The 22,510-nt window shown below is 60.8% G+C and carries 12 protein-coding genes; 3 read left to right on the forward strand and 9 right to left on the reverse strand.

The features are described from left to right. Positions 1 to 20 precede the first annotated feature (20 nt). The 3 genes from ACYZT2_RS13910 to glgB all read left to right on the forward strand — a co-directional run bounded on the left by ACYZT2_RS13910 (position 21) and on the right by glgB (position 7,759). Complete coding sequence (locus tag ACYZT2_RS13910; protein WP_461972962.1) at positions 21 to 2,018, forward strand: alpha-1,4-glucan--maltose-1-phosphate maltosyltransferase; 1,998 nt, start codon at positions 21 to 23, stop codon at positions 2,016 to 2,018. A gap of 165 nt (positions 2,019 to 2,183) precedes the next feature. Beyond that, positions 2,184 to 5,525, forward strand: a complete 3,342-nt coding sequence (treS, locus tag ACYZT2_RS13915) for a maltose alpha-D-glucosyltransferase (protein ID WP_461972964.1) — start codon at positions 2,184 to 2,186, stop codon at positions 5,523 to 5,525. A gap of 2 nt (positions 5,526 to 5,527) precedes the next feature. Continuing rightward, on the forward strand, positions 5,528 to 7,759 hold the full coding sequence (gene glgB / locus ACYZT2_RS13920) for a 1,4-alpha-glucan branching protein GlgB (protein WP_461972966.1): 2,232 nt from the start codon (positions 5,528 to 5,530) through the stop codon (positions 7,757 to 7,759). 131 nt (positions 7,760 to 7,890) lie between these two features. Here the strand turns inward: glgB and ACYZT2_RS13925 are convergent, their stop codons facing one another. The 9 genes from ACYZT2_RS13925 to glgA form a co-directional block, all read right to left on the reverse strand. After that, positions 7,891 to 8,958 (reverse strand): autotransporter domain-containing protein, encoded by a 1,068-nt coding sequence (locus ACYZT2_RS13925; RefSeq protein ID WP_461964762.1) that lies wholly within the window; start codon positions 8,956 to 8,958, stop codon positions 7,891 to 7,893. Positions 8,959 to 9,386: 428 nt separating this feature from the next. After that, complete coding sequence (locus ACYZT2_RS13930) at positions 9,387 to 10,187, reverse strand: endonuclease/exonuclease/phosphatase family protein (protein ID WP_461964764.1); 801 nt, start codon at positions 10,185 to 10,187, stop codon at positions 9,387 to 9,389. A 302-nt stretch (positions 10,188 to 10,489) separates the two neighbouring features. Beyond that, complete coding sequence (locus ACYZT2_RS13935; protein ID WP_461964766.1) at positions 10,490 to 11,248, reverse strand: PIG-L deacetylase family protein; 759 nt, start codon at positions 11,246 to 11,248, stop codon at positions 10,490 to 10,492. Positions 11,249 to 11,600: 352 nt separating this feature from the next. After that, positions 11,601 to 13,760 (reverse strand): glycogen debranching protein GlgX, encoded by a 2,160-nt coding sequence (glgX, locus tag ACYZT2_RS13940; RefSeq protein ID WP_461964768.1) that lies wholly within the window; start codon positions 13,758 to 13,760, stop codon positions 11,601 to 11,603. A gap of 128 nt (positions 13,761 to 13,888) precedes the next feature. Continuing rightward, on the reverse strand, positions 13,889 to 14,218 hold the full coding sequence (locus ACYZT2_RS13945) for a DUF2934 domain-containing protein (protein WP_461964770.1): 330 nt from the start codon (positions 14,216 to 14,218) through the stop codon (positions 13,889 to 13,891). Between the two features lie 21 nt (positions 14,219 to 14,239). Continuing rightward, positions 14,240 to 17,035, reverse strand: coding sequence for a malto-oligosyltrehalose synthase (locus tag ACYZT2_RS13950; protein WP_461964772.1), 2,796 nt, complete (start codon positions 17,033 to 17,035; stop codon positions 14,240 to 14,242). Beyond that, positions 17,032 to 19,110: a 4-alpha-glucanotransferase gene (gene malQ / locus ACYZT2_RS13955; protein WP_461964774.1), complete on the reverse strand. Its 2,079-nt coding sequence runs from the start codon at positions 19,108 to 19,110 to the stop codon at positions 17,032 to 17,034. Before malQ ends, ACYZT2_RS13950 begins: the two co-directional genes overlap by 4 nt. Then, entirely contained in the window at positions 19,107 to 20,903 is a 1,797-nt protein-coding gene (gene treZ / locus ACYZT2_RS13960; protein WP_461964776.1) for a malto-oligosyltrehalose trehalohydrolase, read from the reverse strand. Before treZ ends, malQ begins: the two co-directional genes overlap by 4 nt. Before the next feature lie 13 nt (positions 20,904 to 20,916). After that, positions 20,917 to 22,503, reverse strand: a complete 1,587-nt coding sequence (gene glgA, locus ACYZT2_RS13965; protein WP_461964778.1) for a glycogen synthase GlgA — start codon at positions 22,501 to 22,503, stop codon at positions 20,917 to 20,919. Positions 22,504 to 22,510 lie beyond the last annotated feature (7 nt).

Raw genomic sequence — 22,510 nt, forward strand, 5'->3', positions numbered from 1 at the left:
GCGTTAAGGAGAGATGCTCGATGACCGCTGAGAAACCCACAGAGTTGAGCTACAACCCGCATATACCGCTGTCGCAGGCGTTACTGCTGCCGCGGATCGTGATCGAAAACACCATGCCGACCCTCAATGGCGGGCAATTCGCCGTTAAAGCCGTGATTGATCAGGACGTGGTGGTGACCAGTAAAGTGTTTGCCGACGGTCACGACAAATTGGCCGTGCGCATCCGCTGGCGTGCTGATGGCGACGAAACCTGGCAGAGCGAGGTGATGACCGAACTGGGCAATAACGGTTGGCAGGGCCAGTTTCGTGTCAAGAAGCAGGGGCGTTATGTGTTCTGCCTCGAAGCCTGGATCGATCAGTTCGCCAGTTTTTGTTATGAGCTGGAGAAAAAACACGCCGTCGGCGTTTCGGTCAGCCTGGAATTGCAGGAAGGGCGCACGCACGTCCAGCAGGCAGCCGAACGCTCCGAAGGCCCGCTCAGTGAACAACTGGCGGCGTTGCACCATGAGCTGTCCAGTCTGCTCGAAACCGAGCAAGTCGCCTTGTTTCTGCACCAACGCAGCGCGGACTTGATGGCTCAGGCCGACCATCGTCCCTTCTTGAGCCTGAGCCCGGAATACCCGGTGGAGGTGGAGCGCACGCTGGCGCAATTCGCCAGTTGGTATGAATTGTTTCCGCGCTCGATCACTGATGATCCGGCGCGCCACGGCACCTTCAACGATGTGCATTCGCGGCTGGCGACGATCCAGGACATGGGCTTCGACGTGCTGTACTTCACGCCGATCCACCCGATCGGCCGCAGCTACCGCAAAGGCCCGAACAACTCATTGATCGCCGGCCCCGACGATCCGGGCAGTCCTTACGCCATCGGCAGTGAAGAGGGCGGGCATGAGGCGATTCACTCGGAACTGGGCAGCCGCGAGGACTTCCGCCGACTCGTCGCGGCCGCCGCCGAGCATGGGCTGGAAGTGGCCCTCGACTTTGCGATTCAGTGTTCCCAGGACCACCCGTGGCTCAAACAGCACCCGGGCTGGTTCAACTGGCGGCCGGACGGCACGATCAAATACGCCGAGAACCCGCCGAAGAAATACCAGGACATCGTCAACGTCGATTTCTATGCCGTGGACGCGATTCCCAGCCTGTGGATCGAGCTGCGCGACATCGTGGCCGGGTGGGTCAAGGAGGGCGTGAAGCTGTTTCGCGTCGACAATCCTCACACCAAACCATTGCCGTTCTGGCAGTGGCTGATCGCCGATGTGCGGGCGTTGTACCCCGAAGTTATCTTCCTGGCCGAAGCCTTTACCACGCCGGCGATGATGGCGCGCCTGGGCAAGGTCGGTTATTCCCAGAGCTACACCTATTTCACCTGGCGCAACACCAAGAGTGAGCTGGCGACCTATTTCACCGAACTCAACGACTCGCCGTGGCGTGAATGCTACCGGCCGAATTTTTTCGTCAATACGCCGGACATCAACCCGGCGTTCCTGCATGAATCCGGGCGCCCCGGTTTTCTGATTCGTGCGGCGCTTGCGACCATGGGCTCAGGGCTGTGGGGCATGTATTCGGGTTTTGAGCTGTGTGAAGGGGCACCGGTGCCGGGCCGGGAGGAATACCTCAATTCCGAGAAGTACGAGATCCGCCCACGGGACTTCAACGCGCCGGGCAACATCATTGCCGAAATCGCCCAGCTCAACCGCATTCGCCGGCAGAACCCGGCGCTGCACACGCACCTGGGCCTGAAGGTCTACAACGCCTGGAACGACAACATTCTGTACTTCGGCAAACGCAGCGTAGACGGCAGCAATTTCATTCTGGTGGCGGTCAGCCTTGATCCGCATCACGCCCAGGAGGCGAATTTCGAATTGCCGCTGTGGGAAATGGGCCTGCCCGACGATGCGAGTACCCAGGGCGAGGACTTGATGAACGGCCACCGCTGGACCTGGCACGGCAAGTACCAGTTCATGCGGATCGAACCGTGGCATCTGCCGTTCGGGATTTGGAGGATTACCGCCGCTTGAGTGCGCTGCGCAGCTCCGACGGCAGGCGATTAACCCTGTAGGAGCTGCCGAAGGCTGCGATCTTTTGATCTTCGCTTTTAAAGGCAAAAGATCGCAGCCTTCGGCAGCTCCTACGGAGGATTAGCACATTCGAAAGATGTGCAGAGAATTCAACAGGAGTTACAAATGGCGAAGAAACCCAGGTCAGCCACCTTCATCAAGGACCCGCTCTGGTACAAGGATGCGGTGATCTACCAGGTTCACGTTAAGTCTTTTTTCGACTCCAACAACGACGGGATCGGCGACTTTCCCGGCCTTATCGCCAAACTCGATTACATTGCCGATCTGGGCGTCAACACCATCTGGCTGTTGCCGTTCTACCCCTCGCCACGACGCGACGATGGCTATGACATCGCCGAATACCGTGGCGTGCACCCTGACTACGGCACCATGGCCGATGCCAAGCGCTTCATTGCAGAATCCCATAAACGCGGACTGCGGGTGATTACCGAACTGGTCATCAACCACACTTCGGACCAGCACGCGTGGTTCCAGCGCGCGCGCAAGGCCAAGCCCGGTTCGGCGGCCCGGGACTTCTATGTCTGGTCCGATAACGATCAGAAATACGATGGCACTCGCATCATCTTTCTCGACACCGAGAAGTCCAACTGGACCTGGGACCCGGTGGCCGGTCAATACTTCTGGCACCGCTTCTATTCCCACCAGCCGGACCTGAACTTCGACAACCCGCAGGTAATGAAAGCGGTGCTGTCGGTCATGCGTTACTGGCTCGACATGGGCATCGACGGTCTGCGGCTGGACGCGATCCCGTACCTGATCGAGCGCGACGGCACCAACAACGAAAACCTGCCCGAGACCCACGACGTCCTCAAGCAGATCCGTGCCGAGATCGACGCCAATTACCCCGATCGCATGCTGCTGGCCGAGGCCAATCAGTGGCCGGAAGACACTCAGCTGTATTTTGGTAATACCGACGCGAGCGGCCAGAACGGCGACGAATGCCACATGGCCTTTCACTTCCCGTTGATGCCGCGCATGTACATGGCGCTGGCCCAGGAAGATCGTTTCCCGATCACCGATATCCTGCGGCAGACCCCGGAAATCCCCGCCAACTGCCAGTGGGCGATTTTCCTGCGCAACCACGATGAGCTGACCCTGGAAATGGTCACCGATCGGGAGCGCGATTACCTGTGGAATTACTACGCCGCCGACCGTCGGGCGCGAATCAATCTGGGGATTCGCCGGCGTCTGGCGCCGTTGTTGGAACGTGATCGCCGCCGCGTGGAACTGCTTAACAGCCTGCTGCTGTCGATGCCCGGCACGCCGACCCTGTATTACGGCGATGAAATCGGCATGGGCGACAACATCTACTTGGGCGATCGCGACGGTGTGCGCACGCCGATGCAGTGGTCGATCGACCGCAACGGCGGTTTTTCCCGTGCCGACCCGGCCAGCCTGGTGCTGCCGCCGATCATGGACCCGCTCTACGGCTACTTGTCTGTCAACGTCGAAACCCAGGCCGGCGACCCTCATTCGTTGTTGAACTGGAACCGACGCCTGCTCGCGGTGCGCAAGCAGTCCAAGGCTTTCGGCCGCGGGACGCTGAAGATGCTCTCACCGAGCAATCGACGGATTCTGGCGTATACCCGCGAATTCACCGGCCCGGACGGCAAGCACGAGATTATTTTGTGCGTGGCCAACGTGTCCCGCAGCGCGCAAGCGGCGGAACTGGATCTGTCGGCTTACGTCGGCATGGTTCCGGTGGAGATGCTCGGCGGTAATGCGTTCCCGCCCATCGGCCAGTTGAATTTCCTGCTGACGCTGGCGCCTTACGGTTTCTATTGGTTCGGGCTGGCGGCGGAAAACCAAATGCCGAGCTGGCACGTGGAACCGGCGCAAAGCCTGCCGGACTTCACCACCCTGGTGCTGAAGAAACGCATGGAAGAGCTGCTCGAAGCACCGTCCCGCCACACCCTGGAGCAGGGCATTCTGCCGAGCTGGTTGCAGAATCGCCGCTGGTACGCCGGCAAGGACGGCGTCATCGACAACGTCAACCTCGCTTATGGCGTGCGTTTCGGCGACCCGCAGCATCCGGTGTTACTGGGTGAAATCGACGTCACCAGCGGCGGCCAGACCAGCCGTTATCAGTTGCCATTCGGTTTTATCTCCGAGGAGCAGGTCGGCGCGGCGTTGCCGCAGCAGCTGGCACTGGCCAGGGTCCGGCGTGGGCGTCAGGTCGGCTTGATCACCGATGCCTTCAGCCTCGACAGCTTCGTTCATGCCGTGTTGCAGGGCATACAGGCCGGCACGGTGTTGTCATCCGACGGTGGCGAGATTCGCTTCGAGCCGACCGACGAACTGACCAGGCTTGGCCTGACGGCCGAGTCGGAGGTGCGCTACCTGTCCGCCGAGCAATCCAACAGTTCGGTGGTCATCGGCAGCAGCCTGGTGCTGAAACTGATCCGCAAGGTCGCGTCAGGGGTGCACCCGGAACTGGAAATGAGTGCGTACCTGACCCATGCCGGTTTCCAGAATATTTCGCCGCTGCTGGGCGCGGTGACTCGTCGCAACGCGGCAGGCGAGGACACGCTGCTGATGATCGCCCAAGGTTACTTGAGCAATCAGGGCGACGCGTGGGAGTGGACCCAGAACAACCTCGAACGGGCGCTTCGCGATGAACTCGCCGATGCTGTGTCCGAGCAGGAGCAGCACTACAACGCCCTCGGCGAGCTGAAGGATTTTGCCGGCATGCTCGGCCAGCGCCTGGGGGAAATGCATCAGGTGCTGGCGTCCCCGAGCGCCAACCCGGACTTCGCCCCACAGATCACTACCCAGAAAGACGCCCTGGCTTCGGCCAAGGATGTGGCGGCGCAACTGGAACATGCCCTGAAGTTGCTCCAGCAGCATCAAACTGAACTGAACGCTGCGGACCAGGCCTTGGTCAGTCGCTTGCTGGACAACAAAAAAACCATCATCAGCCATGTTCAGGAGTTGGGTAAGAAAGCGGCGGGTGGCCTGCGCATTCGCGTCCATGGTGACTTGCACCTGGGGCAGGTGCTGGTGATCAAGGGTGATGCCTATCTGATCGATTTCGAGGGCGAACCGGCGAGGCCGCTGCATGAACGCCGAGGCAAACACAGCCCTTACAAAGATGTCAGCGGTGTGTTGCGCTCCTTCGATTACGCCGCGGCGATGACGATCAACGTGCATAACGTCGATAACACCGCCGAGGCCCAGGCAGCGCGTCAGCGGGTCGCCGATCGTTATCTGGAAGAGGCGCGGCAAGCATTTGTCGACGCTTATCGGCTGGCGGCAGCTAGTCTTGCTCATGCATGGCAAGATCCTGAAGGCGAGGACGCCGCGCTGGCGTTGTTCGGTCTGGAGAAGGCGGCTTATGAAGTGGCCTATGAGGCTGAAAATCGCCCCACCTGGCTGCCCGTGCCGTTGCACGGTTTGTACGGGTTATTGAGTGGGCTCAAACCCTTTTCCGATCTTGGTGGAGAGTAGTCATGAGTATCTCGAACAAGGAACAGGGGCACGTTGAACAGGCGCTGCTGCCCAGGGCGCGGGATATCGATGCGTTGGTACGCGCCGAGCACCAAGACCCCTTTGCAATTCTCGGCCCGCATGGCGATGGCGCTGGCGGGCAATTCATTCGCGCCTATCTACCCGACGCCTTGAGCGTGCAGGTGGTGGACAAGGAATCCGGGGAAGAGCTCGGCAGCCTTGAGACCACGCAAACGCCGGGGCTGTTTGTGGGGCATTTCGAGCGGGCTCGGCCCTATTTGTTGCGAACCCGTTGGGCCGGTGGCGAGCAACTCGCCGAGGACCCTTACAGCTTTGGCCCGTTACTCGGCGAGATGGATTTGTACCTGTTCGCCGAGGGCAATCACCGGGACTTGAGCAGTTGCCTCGGCGCGCAGATGAAGACGGTCGATGGCGTCGAGGGTGTGCGCTTCGCCGTGTGGGCGCCGAATGCCAGAAGGGTCTCAGTGGTTGGCGATTTCAACGTTTGGGACGGTCGTCGGCATCCGATGCGTCTGCGTCACCCTACCGGTGTCTGGGAGTTGTTCATTCCGCGCCTGCAAGCGGGGGAGCTCTACAAATACGAAATCCTTGGCGCCCACGGTATTTTGCCGCTCAAGGCCGACCCGATGGCCCTCGCCACCGCTCTGCCGCCGGACACTGCATCGAAAGTCGCCTCACCGCTGAAGATAGAATGGCAGGACCACGCCTGGATGCGGTCGCGGGGCGAGCGTCAGCGAACCAGCGCACCGCTGTCGATTTACGAATTGCATGCCGGTTCCTGGCAATGTGAGCTGGATGACTTGGGCGAGGTCGCCCGTCAGTACACCTGGCATGAGTTGGGCGAGCGGCTGATTCCTTATGTGAAGGAACTGGGTTTCACCCACATCGAACTGATGCCGATCATGGAGCATCCGTTCGGTGGCTCCTGGGGTTATCAACTGCTGTCGCAATTCGCCCCGAGCGCTCGTTACGGCACGCCGGATGACTTCGCCGCGTTCGTCAATGCCTGTCACCAGGCCGAGATCGGCGTGATCCTCGATTGGGTGCCGGCGCATTTCCCCACCGATACTCACGGCCTGGCGCAGTTCGACGGCACCGCATTGTATGAGTACGGCAACCCGCAGGAAGGTTTTCACCAGGACTGGGACACGCTGATCTACAACCTGGGCCGCACCGAGGTGCATGGCTATATGCTGGCGTCGGCGCTGCACTGGCTCCGGCATTTCCACGTCGATGGCTTGCGCGTGGATGCGGTGGCGTCGATGCTGTATCGCGATTATTCGCGCAAGGCCGGCGAGTGGGTGCCCAACCGTCATGGCGGTCGGGAGAATCTGGAGGCCATTGATTTTCTGCGTCATCTCAATGACGTGGTGGCCCTGGAAACGCCGGGCGCGCTGGTCATTGCCGAAGAATCCACGGCGTGGCCAGGTGTCAGCCAGAGCACGCAGCAGGGTGGGCTGGGTTTTGCCTATAAGTGGAACATGGGCTGGATGCACGATTCGCTGCATTACATCCAGCAGGATCCGGTGTACCGCGCCCATCATCACAACGAGCTGAGTTTCGGCCTGATGTATGCCTGGTCCGAACGCTTCATCCTGCCGATTTCTCACGACGAAGTGGTGCATGGCAAGCATTCGCTGATCGACAAGATGCCCGGCGATCGCTGGCAGAAGTTTGCCAACCTGCGGGCTTATCTGAGTTTCATGTGGACGCATCCCGGCAAGAAGCTGTTGTTCATGGGCTGCGAATTTGGTCAGTGGCGTGAATGGAATCACGATCAGCAACTGGACTGGTATTTACTGCAATACCCGGAACACCAGGGTGTGCGCAAACTGGTCGGTGACCTGAATCGGTTGTATCGAGAAGAACCGGCGCTGCACGATCAGGACGATGCGCCGCAAGGCTTCCAGTGGTTGATCGGCGACGATGCGGTCAACAGCGTCTACGCCTGGCTGCGCTGGAGCAAGGACGGAAGGCCAGTGTTGGTGGTGGCCAACTTCACCCCGGTGCCGCGACAGGCCTACCGCATCGGCGTGCCGTTTGCCGGGCGTTGGGTCGAATTGATCAACAGCGATGCCGACACTTATGCCGGGTCCAACTACGGTAACGGCGGTGGAGTGTTCACCGACGAAGAACCGAGCCATGGGCAGGCCCTCTCCCTGGAATTGAATCTGCCGCCGTTGGCAGTGTTGATTCTGCGTCCGGAGGGCTGATCTAAAACCGCGTCGCTCCTATCGCGAGCAGGCTCGCTCCCACATTGGATTGTCGTCGTATACAAGACCAATGTGGGAGCGAGCCTGCTCGCGATGGCGTCAGAATTCACAACACATCCCTTCAGTCCTCGTTACCACCGCATCCGCACCCCAAGGCTGCCAATCAACCCGTTCAAATCATTGTCATCCACATCGCTGCTGTAATCGGCGCTGACATACAGGCTGACCAAAGGCGTCACTCTGGCCACCAAACCCAGACCCACGTCCACCGTCGAGGATTTGCGACTGCTGCTGATTTTGTCGACCTGATCCAGGCTCACGGTATTGCCGGTGTACACGGTGTGCCACACGTTGGTGCGCACATACGGTTCGACGGGCAGGCCGTTAATATCGTAGCTGCCTTTCAAGCGCGCACCGACCCGGCCGCTCCAGGACGACATGTCACTGGATGAGCCGTTGCCGGAGCCCGCATAGGGCGTATCCAGCGTAATGCGTTGATTGATCAACTGCGCCTGGGGTTCGATCACCCAGTTATTACCCAGACCAATCGGGAAACCACCTTCCACCGACAATATCACCGCGCTGCCTTCGGCGGCTTGTCGCGCGCCCTGGTCATTGCGGCTGTAACCGTTGACCCGGCCACCGCTGGCGCTCAAGTCTACGTGCCAGCCTTGTGGGCCGGTCAGGCTCCAGTAGGCGCCGAGACTCTGGCCTTCAAGGTTGAGCATGTCATGGCCGGGATCGGCGAGGGCGCGGCTGGTCAGCAGGCCGTTGTCATTGCCCTGCAGTTGGGTGGTGCCGCCGATCAGTCCGACCCGTTGGGTATGGCCGCTGTTGCTTTGTACGGTCAGCAACGCCGGGCCTTTGAATGCGCTGGCGCCGGGGATGGTAGAACCTTGGGCCAGATAGTCGGTTTGGGCCTGTCGGGAGGTCTTTCCATAGACGTGGTCCCATTCCGAAGGCGCGGCGTCTTCGACCGTCAGGTGTGAGTTTTGTAAGTCGGGATTAACGCGTGAACGGCCGGGATACGTGGCGGAGCCGGCGGGCAAGGTAAGGGTCGGCAGTGCCTGGTTGTACCAGAGTGTTGGTTCATCCTCGACAGACGAGGCCTGCACCTCCATGGATGAGCACAGCAGGAGTGAACTCGTGACCGTGCAAAAAGTGATTTTGATCTCGTGTGAGGTGAATGAAGTTCTCATGGGGGTCTACCTTGCAATCGCATGCGTATCTCGCTTTGGCGTCTCTCCTACCCCGAATGAGGGGCGACCGAATGGATTGAGGCAAGGTCAGACCCGCCCGTTTTTACAGGAGTCTGGGGGCTTGCCCCTGATGGATTTCCGGGGGTAGTAAGCACTAGCTAAGAAGACTGTTGGCGCTGCGTCAAGAAAGTGGCCGATAAGCGGTATGGCTATTTTACGTGCTGTAAGTGACTGAATTTTGGCGCGTATATAAGTCGTTGTTTGTGCGAAAAATCATCCCGAAAGGCGCGGGCCAGACGCGTTGGGTAGGGGGCTATCGGTTGGTTGACGGAGAATCCGGAGCAGGATAAACAAACGGCGTCGGTGCGCCATTGCTGTCATTTTTTCTGTCGGCGTTAGCAATTCTCGGCGACTGTCGCTTGACGGTGTTACAAGCGCACTTCCACCGCCAGCGGCAAATGGTCCGAGAGATGCGTCCAGGGTTTGTGGCCGAGTATTCGCGGTTCATGACTGCTGGCATTACGCAGGTAGATCCGGTCCAGGCGCAGCAGGGGAAAACGCGCCGGGTAAGTTTTCGCCGGCCGGCCATGATGGCGCTCGAAGGCTTCATGCAGGTAATGGCGCCGGGCGAGGGCGGCGTTACCTTGCAACTGCCAGTCGTTGAAATCGCCGGCAATAATCACCGGGGCGTCATCGGGCAGCGATTCGAGCAACAGGCAGAGCAACTGCAACTGCAGTTGTCGATGGCTTTCCAACAAGCTCAGGTGCACGCAAATGGCATGCACTTCGGCATGCCCCGGCACATCCAGCACGCAGTGCAACAACCCGCGTCGCTCGGGGCCGGTGATCGAGACATCGAGGTTGCGAAATTCGCGGATCGGGTATTTCGACAGCAGGGCATTGCCGTGGTGGCCGTCGGGGTAGACCGCGTTGCGACCGTAAGCGAAGTCGCTCCACATGCTGTCGGCCAGGAACTCGTATTGCGAAGTTTGGGGCCAATCGTTGTAACGGGAAGAATGCCGGTCGTGCTCACCAACCACTTCCTGCAGAAACACCAGGTCCGCCGACGTGCTGCGTACCGCTTCACGCAATTCCGGGAGGATGAAACGCCGGTTAAGGGCGGTGAAGCCTTTATGGGTATTGACCGTCAGCACTCTGAGTCGATGGATCGCCGGGGTCGTGTTCGATGGCATTGATTCGACGGCCTGTCGTTCGGCATCGCTGGTCACGTTCACTCCTCTGAATCAAGCTGATGTATGCATGCGACTGATGCATGGGCGAGCAGTTCAGCGTGATTCGTCTTGTAACAACACATTCACCGCAACTTGGTAGCAGCGTTCGGCTGTAGCAGCTGTCGAGCCTGCGAGGCTGCGTTCGGCTGCGCAGCAGTCGTAAAATCAGGCGACGCGGTGTGTCAGGCAAACCACAGATGCTAGATTGACGACTGCTGCGCAGCCGAACGCAGCCTCGCAGGCTCGACAGCTGCTACAGCGGTCTCGCAGGCAGTTGCTACTGAATGGTTGCCGGGGTTTCAGACAAACACAATTTCATACGGCAATCGCATGCGCTCCAGAATCACCGGGGGCAGCAGTGGGGCGATGCCGATTGCCGGCTCGCCGTCGAGTTGGCTGGCGTAGGCGTAGGTGGCGTGGCTTTTGCGCGCGACGGTCCAGGTGTCGAGGCGTACCTTGCGAGCGCGATGCCAAGGGATCAGCCCGTGATCACGTGCCGGCCAGTGCCAGGCCCAAACCGGTATTTCGTTGAGCGTCGCACCCACCAGGGCTGCTGCCTTGGCGCTGGCACGGCCGACGGCGTCGTGGTCGACGTTGCCGTCTTCGCGCCAGGTGGTGAACACCACGTCACCAGGGCGCAGGTAGCGGAGGATGAATTGGGTCAGTTCAGACTCCCGCTCGGCCAGACCGCTGTCGGTGAAGCCGGCGCGAATCCACTTCAGACTGTGCATCGGCAGTCCGAGCCGGCGCAAGGCTTCGACGCTTTCCTGGGGGCGGAATACGCTCAGGCGTTTCTCCGACCATTGTCGCGACCCCGGATGACTGGCGCTACCGTCGGTGATCGAGATCAATTGCAGAGGATGACCGAGGGCGCACAGCAACTGCAGCAGGCCGCCGCAGGTCACCACTTCATCGCCGGGATGCGGCGCGATGACGACTACGCGAGCGCTGGCCGGGACCAGCGTTTCGGTGTTGATGACAGGGATGTTGTCCCGCTGCGGGGCGTTGTTCCAGATTTGCGCGGGCAAACTGTTTTCACTGATGGAAACCGATTTCATAGGCGCTACTTCCTTGTTCTGTCTTGCCCTCAGTCATGTGCGTTACTTGCAGGGGAACAAGCCTGGCAGACCCGTAAAGGCGGGAGTAAATAGCAATTGCAGCGCTCCGAACCCTGGATTGCCGCGGGCAGAGTATTGCTCACGGATCGCTATTCGTCGCCTCAGCCTTTGGTCTGATACGGATTTTTTAATCCAAGCTGTGTCAGGTGTCGCAAATAGTCACCGAAACCTTCGAAGGCAAGCACAATCCCTGTAGGAGCGAGGCTTGCCCGCGAAGGCGGTGTGTCAGATAACGATGATGTCGACTGGCAAACCGCCTTCGCGGGCAAGCCTCGCTCCTACAGGGGGCCTTTCACTCGTCTTCTTCGCGCTGCAATTCGAACAGCAACAGCGAACGGCCGGTGACCGAATATTCGTGACCGAACTCGAAACGCTCCTGGCCACGAATCGAGGGTTGATTGGTATCGATCATGCACGTCCAGAAACCGCCGTCAGGCACTTCCGGCAGCAGGAAGTTGACGATGTCGTGGTGGGCGTTGACCACCAGCAGCAGGGTCGCGTCGGCGCCCTTGCGGCGAATACCGGTTTCCTGGGCGCGGCCATCGAGCAGCATGCCCAGGCAACGACCGTGGCCTTCCTCCCATTGTTCGGTAGACATTTCGCTGCCGTCCGGGGCCAGCCAGGTCACATCCTTGACGCCGATGTCTTCGTTGTAATTGCCCACCAGGAAGCGCCCTCGACGCAGAATCGGATAGGCCAGGCGCAATCTGATCAGGCGTTTGACGAACTTCAGCAGAGCCTTACCGTCTTCGCTCAAGTCCCAATTGACCCAACCGATCTCGCTGTCCTGACAGTAAGCATTGTTGTTGCCTTCCTGGGTGCGGGCGAACTCATCGCCGGCCACCAGCATCGGCGTGCCCTGGGACAGCAGCAACGTGGCGAAGAAGTTGCGCATCTGCCGCTGGCGCAGCGCATTGATCTCGGGATCGTCGGTGGGGCCTTCGACACCGTGGTTCCAGGACAGGTTGTTGTTGCTGCCGTCCTGATTATTCTCGTCATTGGCTTCGTTGTGCTTGTCGTTGTACGACACTAGATCGTTGAGGGTGAAACCGTCATGGGCGGTGATGAAGTTCAGCGAGGCATATGGTCGGCGCCCACGTTGGTTGAACATCTCGCCGGAGGCGGTCATGCGGCTGGCGAAGTCGGCGAGTTGGCCGTCGTCACCTTTCCAGAACGCGCGCACGGTGTCGCGGAATTTGTCGTTCCATTCGACCCAGCCCGGCGGGAAATTCCCGACTTGATAGCCGCCAGGGCCACAATCCCACGGTTCGGAAATCATCTTCACCTGGCGCAGCACCGGGTCTTGACGGCAGGCCACGAGAAAGCTGTGGCGCTCGTCGAAGCCATCGTGGTAGCGGCCGAGAATGGTCGCCAGATCAAAGCGGAAACCGTCTACGTGCATTTCCGTGGCCCAGTAACGCAGAGAGTCGGTGACCATTTGCAGCACACACGGGTGACTCAGGTCCAGAGTGTTGCCGGTCCCGGAGTCGTTGATGTAGTAGCGCTTGTCGTCGGGCATCAAGCGGTAGTAAGAGGCGTTGTCGATGCCGCGCATCGACAGGGTCGGGCCTTGTTCGTTGCCCTCGGCGGTGTGGTTGTAGACCACGTCGAGGATTACTTCCAGATTGGCCTCGTGCAGGTGCGCGACCATCTCCTTGAACTCGGCGATCTTGCCGCTGGCCAGGTAGCGCGGGTCCGGGGCAAAGAACGCGATGCTGTTGTAACCCCAGTAATTGGTCATGCCTTTGTGCAACAGATGCTGGTCATTGACGAAGGCATGAATCGGCAGCAATTCCACGGTCGACACGCCGAGCTTGCGGATGTGTTCGAGCACGTCATCGACCATTAACCCGGCGAAGGTGCCGCGCAGGTTCTCGGGAACGGCGGGGTGACGCATGCTGATACCGCGTACGTGAGTCTCATAAATGATGGTTTTGTCCCACGGCACACTGACCCGATGGTCATGACCCCAGGTGTGAGCCGGGTCGATCACTTTGCATTTGGGCACGAAGGGCGCGCTGTCCCGTTCATCGAAACTGAGGTCGGCGTCAGGGTGGCCGATGGTGTAGCCGAACAACGCTTCGGACCATTTCAATCGGCCGACCAATTGCTTGGCGTAAGGATCGATCAGCAGCTTGTTGGGGTTGAAACGATGACCGTTGGCCAGGTCGTAAGGACCGTACACACGATAGCCGTAGATCAACCCGGGATGGGCGTCGGGCAAGTAGCCGTGGTAGATCTCGTCGGTGTATTCCGGCAACTCGATACGCTCGAGTTCCACCTCGCCGGCATCGTCGAAGATGCACAGTTCGACCTTGGTTGCGTTAGCCGAAAACAGCGCGAAATTGACCCCCAGGCCATCCCAGGTCGCGCCTAGCGGGAAGGGCAAGCCTTCACGGATTCGCGAAGCCTCGGCACGAAGTTCGGGCGCGGTTTTCTTTGGACTGCTCATAGTTGCTCCTGCATGGGGTGACGGTACTCGACTGCGATGAACCGTGGCTCTGTTTTTTTTCGAGGGCGAGCGCGCCCTCGGTGGCGCGGGATACGCCACAAATCAAGCGAGGCAAGGCGATAAACGCGTCAGGTCGTTGGCGGTTTGCGCGCGGCGCGTGGCTTTTTCTCGACGTTTTTTTCGCCAAGCGGGGTCACTGTCGAAGCAGAGGGTTTGGCTTTGGCCCTGGTTTTGGGTTCGACGCCTTTGGCATTGAGCTTGCCGTCGGGCTTGCCGACCGCGGACTTGGCGCCGAGGCTTTTGCTGCCAGCTTTCGATGACTTGCCGGGCGCCAGTGCTTCGGCTTCGGCCAGTTTGCAGGCCATCTCCCAATGGCGTTTTTCCTGGCCCACGGGTTTTCCTTCGGATTCCCAGATCTGATAGGCAAATTCGCGGATGCGTTTATCGTCGGTACTCATCGCAATGCTCCTGAACTGAACTCAAGCTTGGGTCGTTTGGATAAAGAGATTGACCGGGAAATCCCCCAGCGCGGCGCTGATCATCAGCTCCCTGTGTTTTGTGACTATGACGCTCGCAAAAAGCCCCTTCAGATTTTCTTCAGGGGCGGCGAACGTCAATTTGATTCGGGTATCGCCCCAGAGCGGCGCGTCAACCTGTGGTTGGGCACTGTTTTCCAGCAGTTCGGCACAGCGTATCGGTACTATCACGATAGCCCGTTTTCCCTGCCATTCACGAGCAAACGCCAGTACCCGGTGAGCCTGGCTGCCGAGGACTTCAAGGGTTTGATAACTCCCTTGTTGAAACAGCCCGGCATGCTCGGCACGCCGGTGTAACGCCTTGGCGATCAGGCTTTGCTTGATGCGCCCGTCACGCCAGTTCGCCAACAGATCGGGCAGGTCCAACTGTATGTGCATGGCCTGCTGACGGCTGGCGTAATCCACCGGCCGGCGGTTGTCCGGATCGACCAGCGTGAAGTCCCAGAACTCGTTGCCCTGATAAAGATCCGGTACCCCCGGCACGGTCATTCGCAGCAAGCTTTGCGCCAAGCCATTCAACGCGCCGGGGGCGGCGATGCTCTGCGCCGCAGCACCGATGGCCGTGCGCAGTCGCTCGCCTTCGGGGCTGAGCAGCAGGCGTTCGAGAAACCCATGGGTCGCCTGTTCATACCCCTCGTTTGGCGCGCTCCAGCTGCTTTGCAACTTGGCTTCGCGCAGGGCTTTTTGTTGCCACTGCCAAAGGCGTTGGGCGTAGTCCTCGAGCGCCACCTGATCATCGCTGCGCAGCGCCATCGGCCAACTGCCGAGGATCGCTTGATAGAGAATCAGCTCGTCACCCGCCGAAGGCGCGCCGGGTTCAATGCGCAACTCAGCGGCCAGGGTTCGCCAGTGTTCGACCTGTTCGGCGTACCAGGCGCTACGCTCGCTCAACACCGCCAGCCGCGCGCGGGTGTCTTCGCCGCGTTTGTGGTCGTGGGTCGCGGTGGCCAGCAGGTTGTCGGGGAACTCGGCGAGGCGATTGACGCAGGCAGCATGGAAGTCAACCACCGGTGCGCTGAATTGCTCGGTGTTGTAGCCGACATCGTTGCGCGACAGCAGCACCGCCGAGCGATAAAGCGCGGTGTCTTCCACCGCTTTGGCCGCCGCCGGTGAGGTCAGTTGCTGGAAGCGCACGCAGGCATGCTTGAGCAGTTTGCGTGGACGGCCCACCGGGTGCTTGCGCCAGGGTTGGCCACCGAGCCAGCCGGACAGGCAATCGAGCACCGGCCAATCGGCCTCGCCAAGGGTTTGCCGGGCACCGTCCATGGCCTGCTGGAAAAACACTTCGTCTTGGGCGGCGCGGCCCAGCGGGCTGATGTAAGTGCGATACACCGGGAAATGTACGATCAGTTTCTGCAAGGCCCGACGGATCGCCCCGAGGGTCAGGTCCCGTGTCATCAAATCGTCCCGGGCCACTTGCAACAGGGCGTGCGCGACACTTTCGAAATCGCCGGCGAGGGAGCCGTTGAGAATCTGCTGGCGCGCCAGTTGCGCTTCCTGACGGAAATCAGCGGGCCGTTCGCTGTGCCGGCTCCAGAGTTCACCCAAGGTCTGGGCGCCCTCGGGGTCGTGTTGCAGCAACGACAACTGGTTCATGAATTCGTAACCGGTACTGCCATCGACGGACCAGTCGCGGTGCAGGGTTTCGCCTTCGCCGAGGATCTTCTCGACGTAGATCGGCAGGTGCCGCTGCGGTGCCAGGCTATCGACTCGGCGGCGCAATTTTCGGCAGTAACCGCGCGGGTCGGCGAGGCCATCGATGTGATCGATGCGCAGCCCGTCGACAAGACCTTCGGCCACCAGTTCGAAGATTTTTGCATGGGTCGCCTCGAACACCGCCGGGCGTTCGACCCGCAGGCCGCCCAGTTCATTGATATCGAAAAAGCGCCGCCAGTTGATGTCGTCCGCCGCGGTGCGCCAACTGGCCAGGCGATAACTCTGGCGTTCGAGCAAGTTATGCAGACGCTGGAAACCCTCGGGGGTGAGCGAGTCGTAGGTGCCGAGGGTGTGCTGGATCGCCTGAAGAATGGCCGGATCGCTGGCGAGTTCATGCAGCTCGGTTTTCAGTGGAATCGCCAGGCTGTGCGCGTCGGTCTGGTAACTCAAGGTACTGAAACGGTCTGCCAGGGATTTTAGCTGCTCGACCTGCTCGGCATTCAATTGATCACCGGCCTTGAGCAGTTCGCCGTAGTCTGTGGGGCAAATCGGGAAGTGATGTTCGTAGTGCTCGACATAAAAGGCGCCGCGCCGGGCATCGAAACGCAAGGGCAGGGTGCCGTCCTGCAAGGCGATACCGTAATCGCTGCCCAAAAAAGGCAGCAGCAATTGGCCTTCCATCAAGGGGTCGGGCGAGTGCCATTGAATGTCGAAGAACTCGCCGTAAGGGCTCAGCCGCCCCCATTCCAGCAAGTCGAGCCACCAGGGGTTGTCGCCACCGCCGACGGCCATGTGGTTGGAGACGATGTCGAGGATCAGCCCCATATTGTGTTCGCGCAATGCACCGACCAAACGGCGCAAGGCAGCTTCGCCGCCCAGTTCAGGGTTGACGGTGGTCGGGTCCACCACGTCGTAGCCATGCATGGAGCCTGCGCGGGCGGCGAGCAGCGGCGAGGCATAGACGTGGCTGATGCCCAGACTGGCGAAGTACGGCACCAGCGGCACCGCCTGATCCAGGGTGAAACCTTTATGAAATTGCAGCCGCAGAGTCGCCCGCAGCGGTTGGTTGAACGGTTGATTCATTGGTCACGCTCGGCCGCCTGAAGTCGCGCACAGGCGAGCAGTTCCAGGCGCCGGGCGGCGTCCGGATCATCGAGCAGGGCTTCGCTGGCGCCGGGTAGCCTGCGCGACCAGTTGGGATGGGTGTCGGTGGTGCCGGGCAGGTTGGCCTGCTGTTCGATACCCAAGGAATCTTCCATGGGCAGCAATACCAGCGGCGCGCGGGTATGACCAAGGAACCGGATGGCGGCGTCGAGCACCTGATCGGTTTCGTGGGACTCTTCGCGGAAATTCTGCGGGTCCTCGCTTAATACCCGACGCAAGCCTTCGCGCTCGCGCTCACGGTGTTGGCGCCATTCGATTTCCCCCGGGGCGTCGACCAGATTCAAGCGCGCGCTCCAGTCGATATCGCGGCCATGCCACCAGCCATTGAGCGTCGGCAGGTCATGGGTGCTGGTGGTTGCCAGGGCATTGTCCGGCCACTCGAGAATCGACTTGAAGTGAGTATTGTCCTGTTCGAACAGCAGCACGCGCATGCCGAGAATCGAGCGCGCGATGAGTTTTTCACGCAGACCCTCGGGCACGGTGCCGAGGTCTTCGCCAAGGACGATGGCCTGATGCCGATGGGATTCGAGGGTCAGCAGGCGCAGCAGGTCGTCCACCGGGTAATAAAGGTAGGCACCGTCGCTGGGCGGCGCGTCGTTGGGGATCACCCACAGTCGTTGCAGGCCCATGACGTGATCAATCCGCAGGCCGCCGGCATGGGCGAAATTGGCCCGCAGCATTTCGATGAACGCGCGAAAGCCATTACGCACCAGACCTTCGGGGGAGAACGCGGAAATGCCCCAGCCCTGGCCGGAACGGTTGAGGATGTCCGGTGGCGCACCCACGGTCAGTGAGGCGAGCAATTCGTCCTGACGACTCCAGGCCTGACTGCCGCCGCCGTCGGCGCCAACGGCCAGGTCGGCGATCAGGCCAATGCCCATGCCGGCACTGCGAGCGGCGGTCTGAGCGCGCTCCAGGCTGCGCGCAATCAGCCATTGGCAGAACGCGTAGTAGCCGATTCGGGTCGAGTTTTCTTCGGCAAAATGCGCCAGAGCGGTGCTGCGCGGGTCACGCCATTGTTCGGGCCACTCGCGCCAGTCGAGGCTTTCACCGCGCCGCGCACGGGCTTCCTGGATCGCTTCGAAGCGGCAATGATTTTCCAGCGCTTCGCCACCGGCATGGCGGAAACTGCTGAAGTCTGGGTGCAAGGGATGTTCACCGTGGGTGAACCCTTCGTACAAGGCTTCGAGCAAACGGTGCTTGGCTTCGGCGGCGGTGGGCCAGTCGATCAGCGGCAGTGCTTCGAGGTGCTTGAGCTCAGCGGCAAGACCGGTGGCATCGATCGCGGTGCGCAGGGCTCGTTCACCGAGAATCGCACCGGGCGCCGCGTACAGGCTATTGAGGAACAAACGGCTGGACGGCGAGTAAGGGCTGTAGCGCTGGGTGTCGCCGCTGAACATCGCATGCAGCGGGCTGATCGCCAATGCTTCGGCGCCCCGTTCGCCGGCCACCCGGGCCAGATCTTCGAGGGCCTGGGTATCGCCGAAACCGCCATCGCCGGGACGGCGCAGCGAGTACAACTGCACGCTCAGGCCCCAGGCGCGCGGGTTTTCACTGTCAACGGCGTCGCCGACGCTGTAGCAGCGCTGGGGTGCTACCGCCAGGGTGAAGGATTGATCGTCGATGCTGACGTGCTGATAACCCACCGGCACCAGGCCGGGCAACACAGCGTTGTCATCGAGCTTCAAGTTAATCCGTGAGCCGTCTTCGAGATGGATCTCACACGGGGTTTGCGGTTCGAAGTAGTGGGACAGATCAAGGCCAACGCCCACGTCGCAGGTCAGCAGCGGTGGCAGATGCCGGGTTTGTTGCACCTGCTGCAATTGCAGCAGGCTGGCGTCGATCTCCTGGGCGGTGCTGGCGGGATGGCCAAGTCCGCTGAGCACCGAGCGCAATACCGCCGGGGTCACTTTCTGTGGACGGCCATTGGCGTCGATCCAGTCGACGGCCAAGCCTGCTCGGCTGGCCAGTATTTCCAGTTGCGCATTGCTCATGGGCGCTCTCCATCCGGGGGTAGCAAAGGGGCTGCGGCCGTGAGGCTGACGAGCGCGCAATACGGGGCAAGTGTGCCCTGATTCAACAGACCGGCCGATTGTGGCGGGTGTTCGAACAGCAATGTCGCGTCGGCCTGTGGGGTGTGGACCACAGGCGCATCGCTGAGGTTCAGGTCAATGCGCAACTGACTGCCATCGCCCAGCCGCCAGCGCGCCGTCACCGCGCCCTCGGCCAGTACCTGCGCGCCCATCGGCTGGGCGCCGGGCAGGTGCGGGATGATGTGTTGATGGCGGATCTGCAGCAGTTGGCGATACAGGTCGTAAATCGGCGATTGGCGGCTGGCGGTCAGTGTTGGCCGTGAAGCTTCGAAGGTCTGCGTCGCGTTCGGGTCGGGAATCTGCTCGCGTTTGTGCGGATCGGCAAAGGCGCTGAACGCCGCGAATTCATTGCGTCGTCCTTCGCGCACCCGTTCCGCCAGTTCACCGTGGTGGCTGGTGAAAAACAGGAACGGTTGCTCGGCGGCGAATTCGTCGCCCATGAACATCAGCGGGATCATCGGCGACAACAGCAGCAACGCGGTGGCGGCGTAAAGGGCATCAGGATGGGCCAACTGATGCAGGCGCTCGCCAAAGGCGCGATTGCCGATCTGGTCATGGTTCTGCAGAAAAAGCACGAACGCCGTGGGCGGCAAGTGACCGCTCGGCTCACCGCGCGGCGTACCGTGGCGGGTGATGTGGCCCTGAAACACGAAGCCCTGACTCAGGCAGCGGGCGAGCTGTTCGGTGGGCTGCTCGGCATAGTCGGCGTAATAGGCGTCGGTTTCACCCGTGAGCAGAACGTGCAGGGCGTTATGGCCGTCGTCGTTCCACTGTGCGTCGAAACCTTGCCCCAGCAGGCTGGCCTGGTTGTGCTCGTTTTCCGCCATGAGCCACACGTGCCGCGCCGGATCGGTTTGCCGCCGCACCCGTTGCGCCAACTCTTGAAGAAAGTCCGGGTCTTCGATGGCATGCACCGCGTCCAGGCGCAGGCCGTCGAAGCGGTACTCCAGCAACCACATCAGCGCGTTGTCGATAAAGAAGTCGCGCACCTCGCGCCGCCGGAAGTCGATCGCCGCGCCCCATGGGGTGTGTTTGTCTTCGCGGAAAAAACCTTTGGCGTAGCGATGCAGGTAATTGCCGTCCGGGCCGAAGTGGTTGTAGACCACGTCGAGAATCACCGCCAAACCATGGCCGTGGGCCGTGTCGATCAGGTGTTTGAGTTGTTCGGGCGAGCCGTAGGAAGCTTGGGGCGCGTAAAGCAGAACCCCGTCATAGCCCCAGTTACGTTCGCCGGGGAACTGCGCCAGCGGCATCAGTTCGATGGCGGTAACACCCAGCTCGACCAGGTGCGCCAGGTGTTGCTCGACCTCGCTGAAGCCGCCGAGTGCACCGACGTGCAGTTCGTAGATCACCGCCTCATTCCACGGCCGACCCTGCCACGCGCTGTGTTGCCACCGATAGGCGAGGGGATCGACCACCACACTGTGGCTGTCGATATCGCCCGCCTGGGCGCGGGAGGCCGGGTCCGGCACCGTAAGCTCGCCATCGATGTTGTAGCGGTAGCGGGTACCCGCGCGGCAGCGGGTCTTGATCGCAAACCAGCCATCGGCCTGAGGCAGCAGTGGCAGGGATTGTCCATCTTCCAGTTCGAGACTGACGAAAAACGCATCTGGCGCCCACAAGGCAAAACGCGTGTGTTCTGCGTCCAGCATGATTGCGCCGTGGGGCCAGGTCTCAAGGGTCCGTAACGGCATCGTTGAAAGCCTCTTACTGTTTGCCCGATTTTCCCAGCGTTTTAGCCACCAGTTGTTCGTAGAGTTCGGCGTAGGGTTCGACGGCCTTGCACCAGTTGAAAGGCGCAGTCATGGCCCGGCAACGCATGGCGTTGAGCAGGCCGGGGAAGGCGAACACTTTGAATGCGCGGCTCAGGGCTTCGCGATAACTCTCTGCGGTGGATTCATCGAAGAGGAAACCGGTCACGCCATTTTCAATGGTGTCCGCCAAACCGCCGGTATTGCGGGCCACCGGCAATGAACCGAAGCGCTGGGCGTACATCTGGCTCAAGCCGCAAGGCTCATAACGCGAAGGCATCAGCAGGAAATCACTGCCGGCAAACATCCTGCGGGCGTCGGTTTCATTGAAGCCGATGCGCACGCCGATTTGCCCGGGGAAGCGCAACGCCAGTTCACGCATGGCTTGTTCTTCTTCCGGTTCGCCGCGGCCGATGATCGCGATCTGCCCGCCGTTGGCGACAATGTAATCGGCCACCGCTTCGGTCAAGTCCAGGCCTTTCTGGTAGACCAGGCGCGAAACCACGGCGAACAGCGGACCTTCAGAGTCTTCGAGGTCGAACAGCCTGCGAACGTGCGCGGCATTCACGGCTTTACCGTCCCAGTCGCCGATGCCGAACGGGTGGAACAGGTGCGGATCGGTGGCCGCGTCCCAGCTTTCATCGATGCCATTGGGAATCCCGCTGAGCAGACCTTGCTGGGTCTTGGCGGCGAGAAAACCGTCAAGGCCGCAGCCGAAGGCCGGTGTGGTGATTTCCTGGGCATAGGTCGCGCTGACCGTGGTGATGTGGCTTGCGTAGGCCATGCCGGCCTTGAGAAACGACATCTTGCCGTAAAATTCCATGCCTTCCTGTTGCAAGGCATGCATGGGGATACCGAGTTCCGGGCACGAGCCAAGGCTGGTAACACCTTGGTACGCCAGGTTGTGGATGGTGAACAGGGTCGGGGTGCGCTGGCCGCGCCAGTGCATATAGGCGGGGGCCAGGCCAGCCGGCCAGTCGTGGGCGTGCACCAGGTCCGGGCACCAGTGAATTTGGGCGAGGTTGGCGGCGATATCGGCTGCTGCGAGGCCCAGGCGGGCGAAACGAATATGGTTGTCCGGCCAGTCGCGGCCGTTGTTGGCGCCGTAGGGCGAACCCTCACGCTCGTACAATTCAGGGCAGATCAACACGTAAATGACCAAGCCGTCGGGCATGTCCATGCGCCCGATCTTGCAGGGCGGCAACGCTGCGTGCCCGCCCAGTTCACCGATGATATGAATCGGGTTTTCGCTGTTCATCACTTGCGAATAACCGGGGATCAGCACACGCACATCATGCAGGTGCGCCATGGCTCGCGGCAGTGCGGCGGAAACGTCGCCAAGACCTCCGGTCTTCACCAGATCGGCAATTTCCGAGGTAACGAACAGGACTTTCTTTTTGTTGGGGGTCTGGCTGGCTGCCGGTGTCGGCGTCTTGGGGATCGGCATATTGATTGATTTGGCATTGAGGACACCGACGGTGCTCGTTTCCCCGACCTGCTGATGAGCACGTTCTCCCTGGATATCTAAAGCCGCACTGATCATATGAATC

Source organism: Pseudomonas sp. MDT1-85, assembly GCF_054898065.1.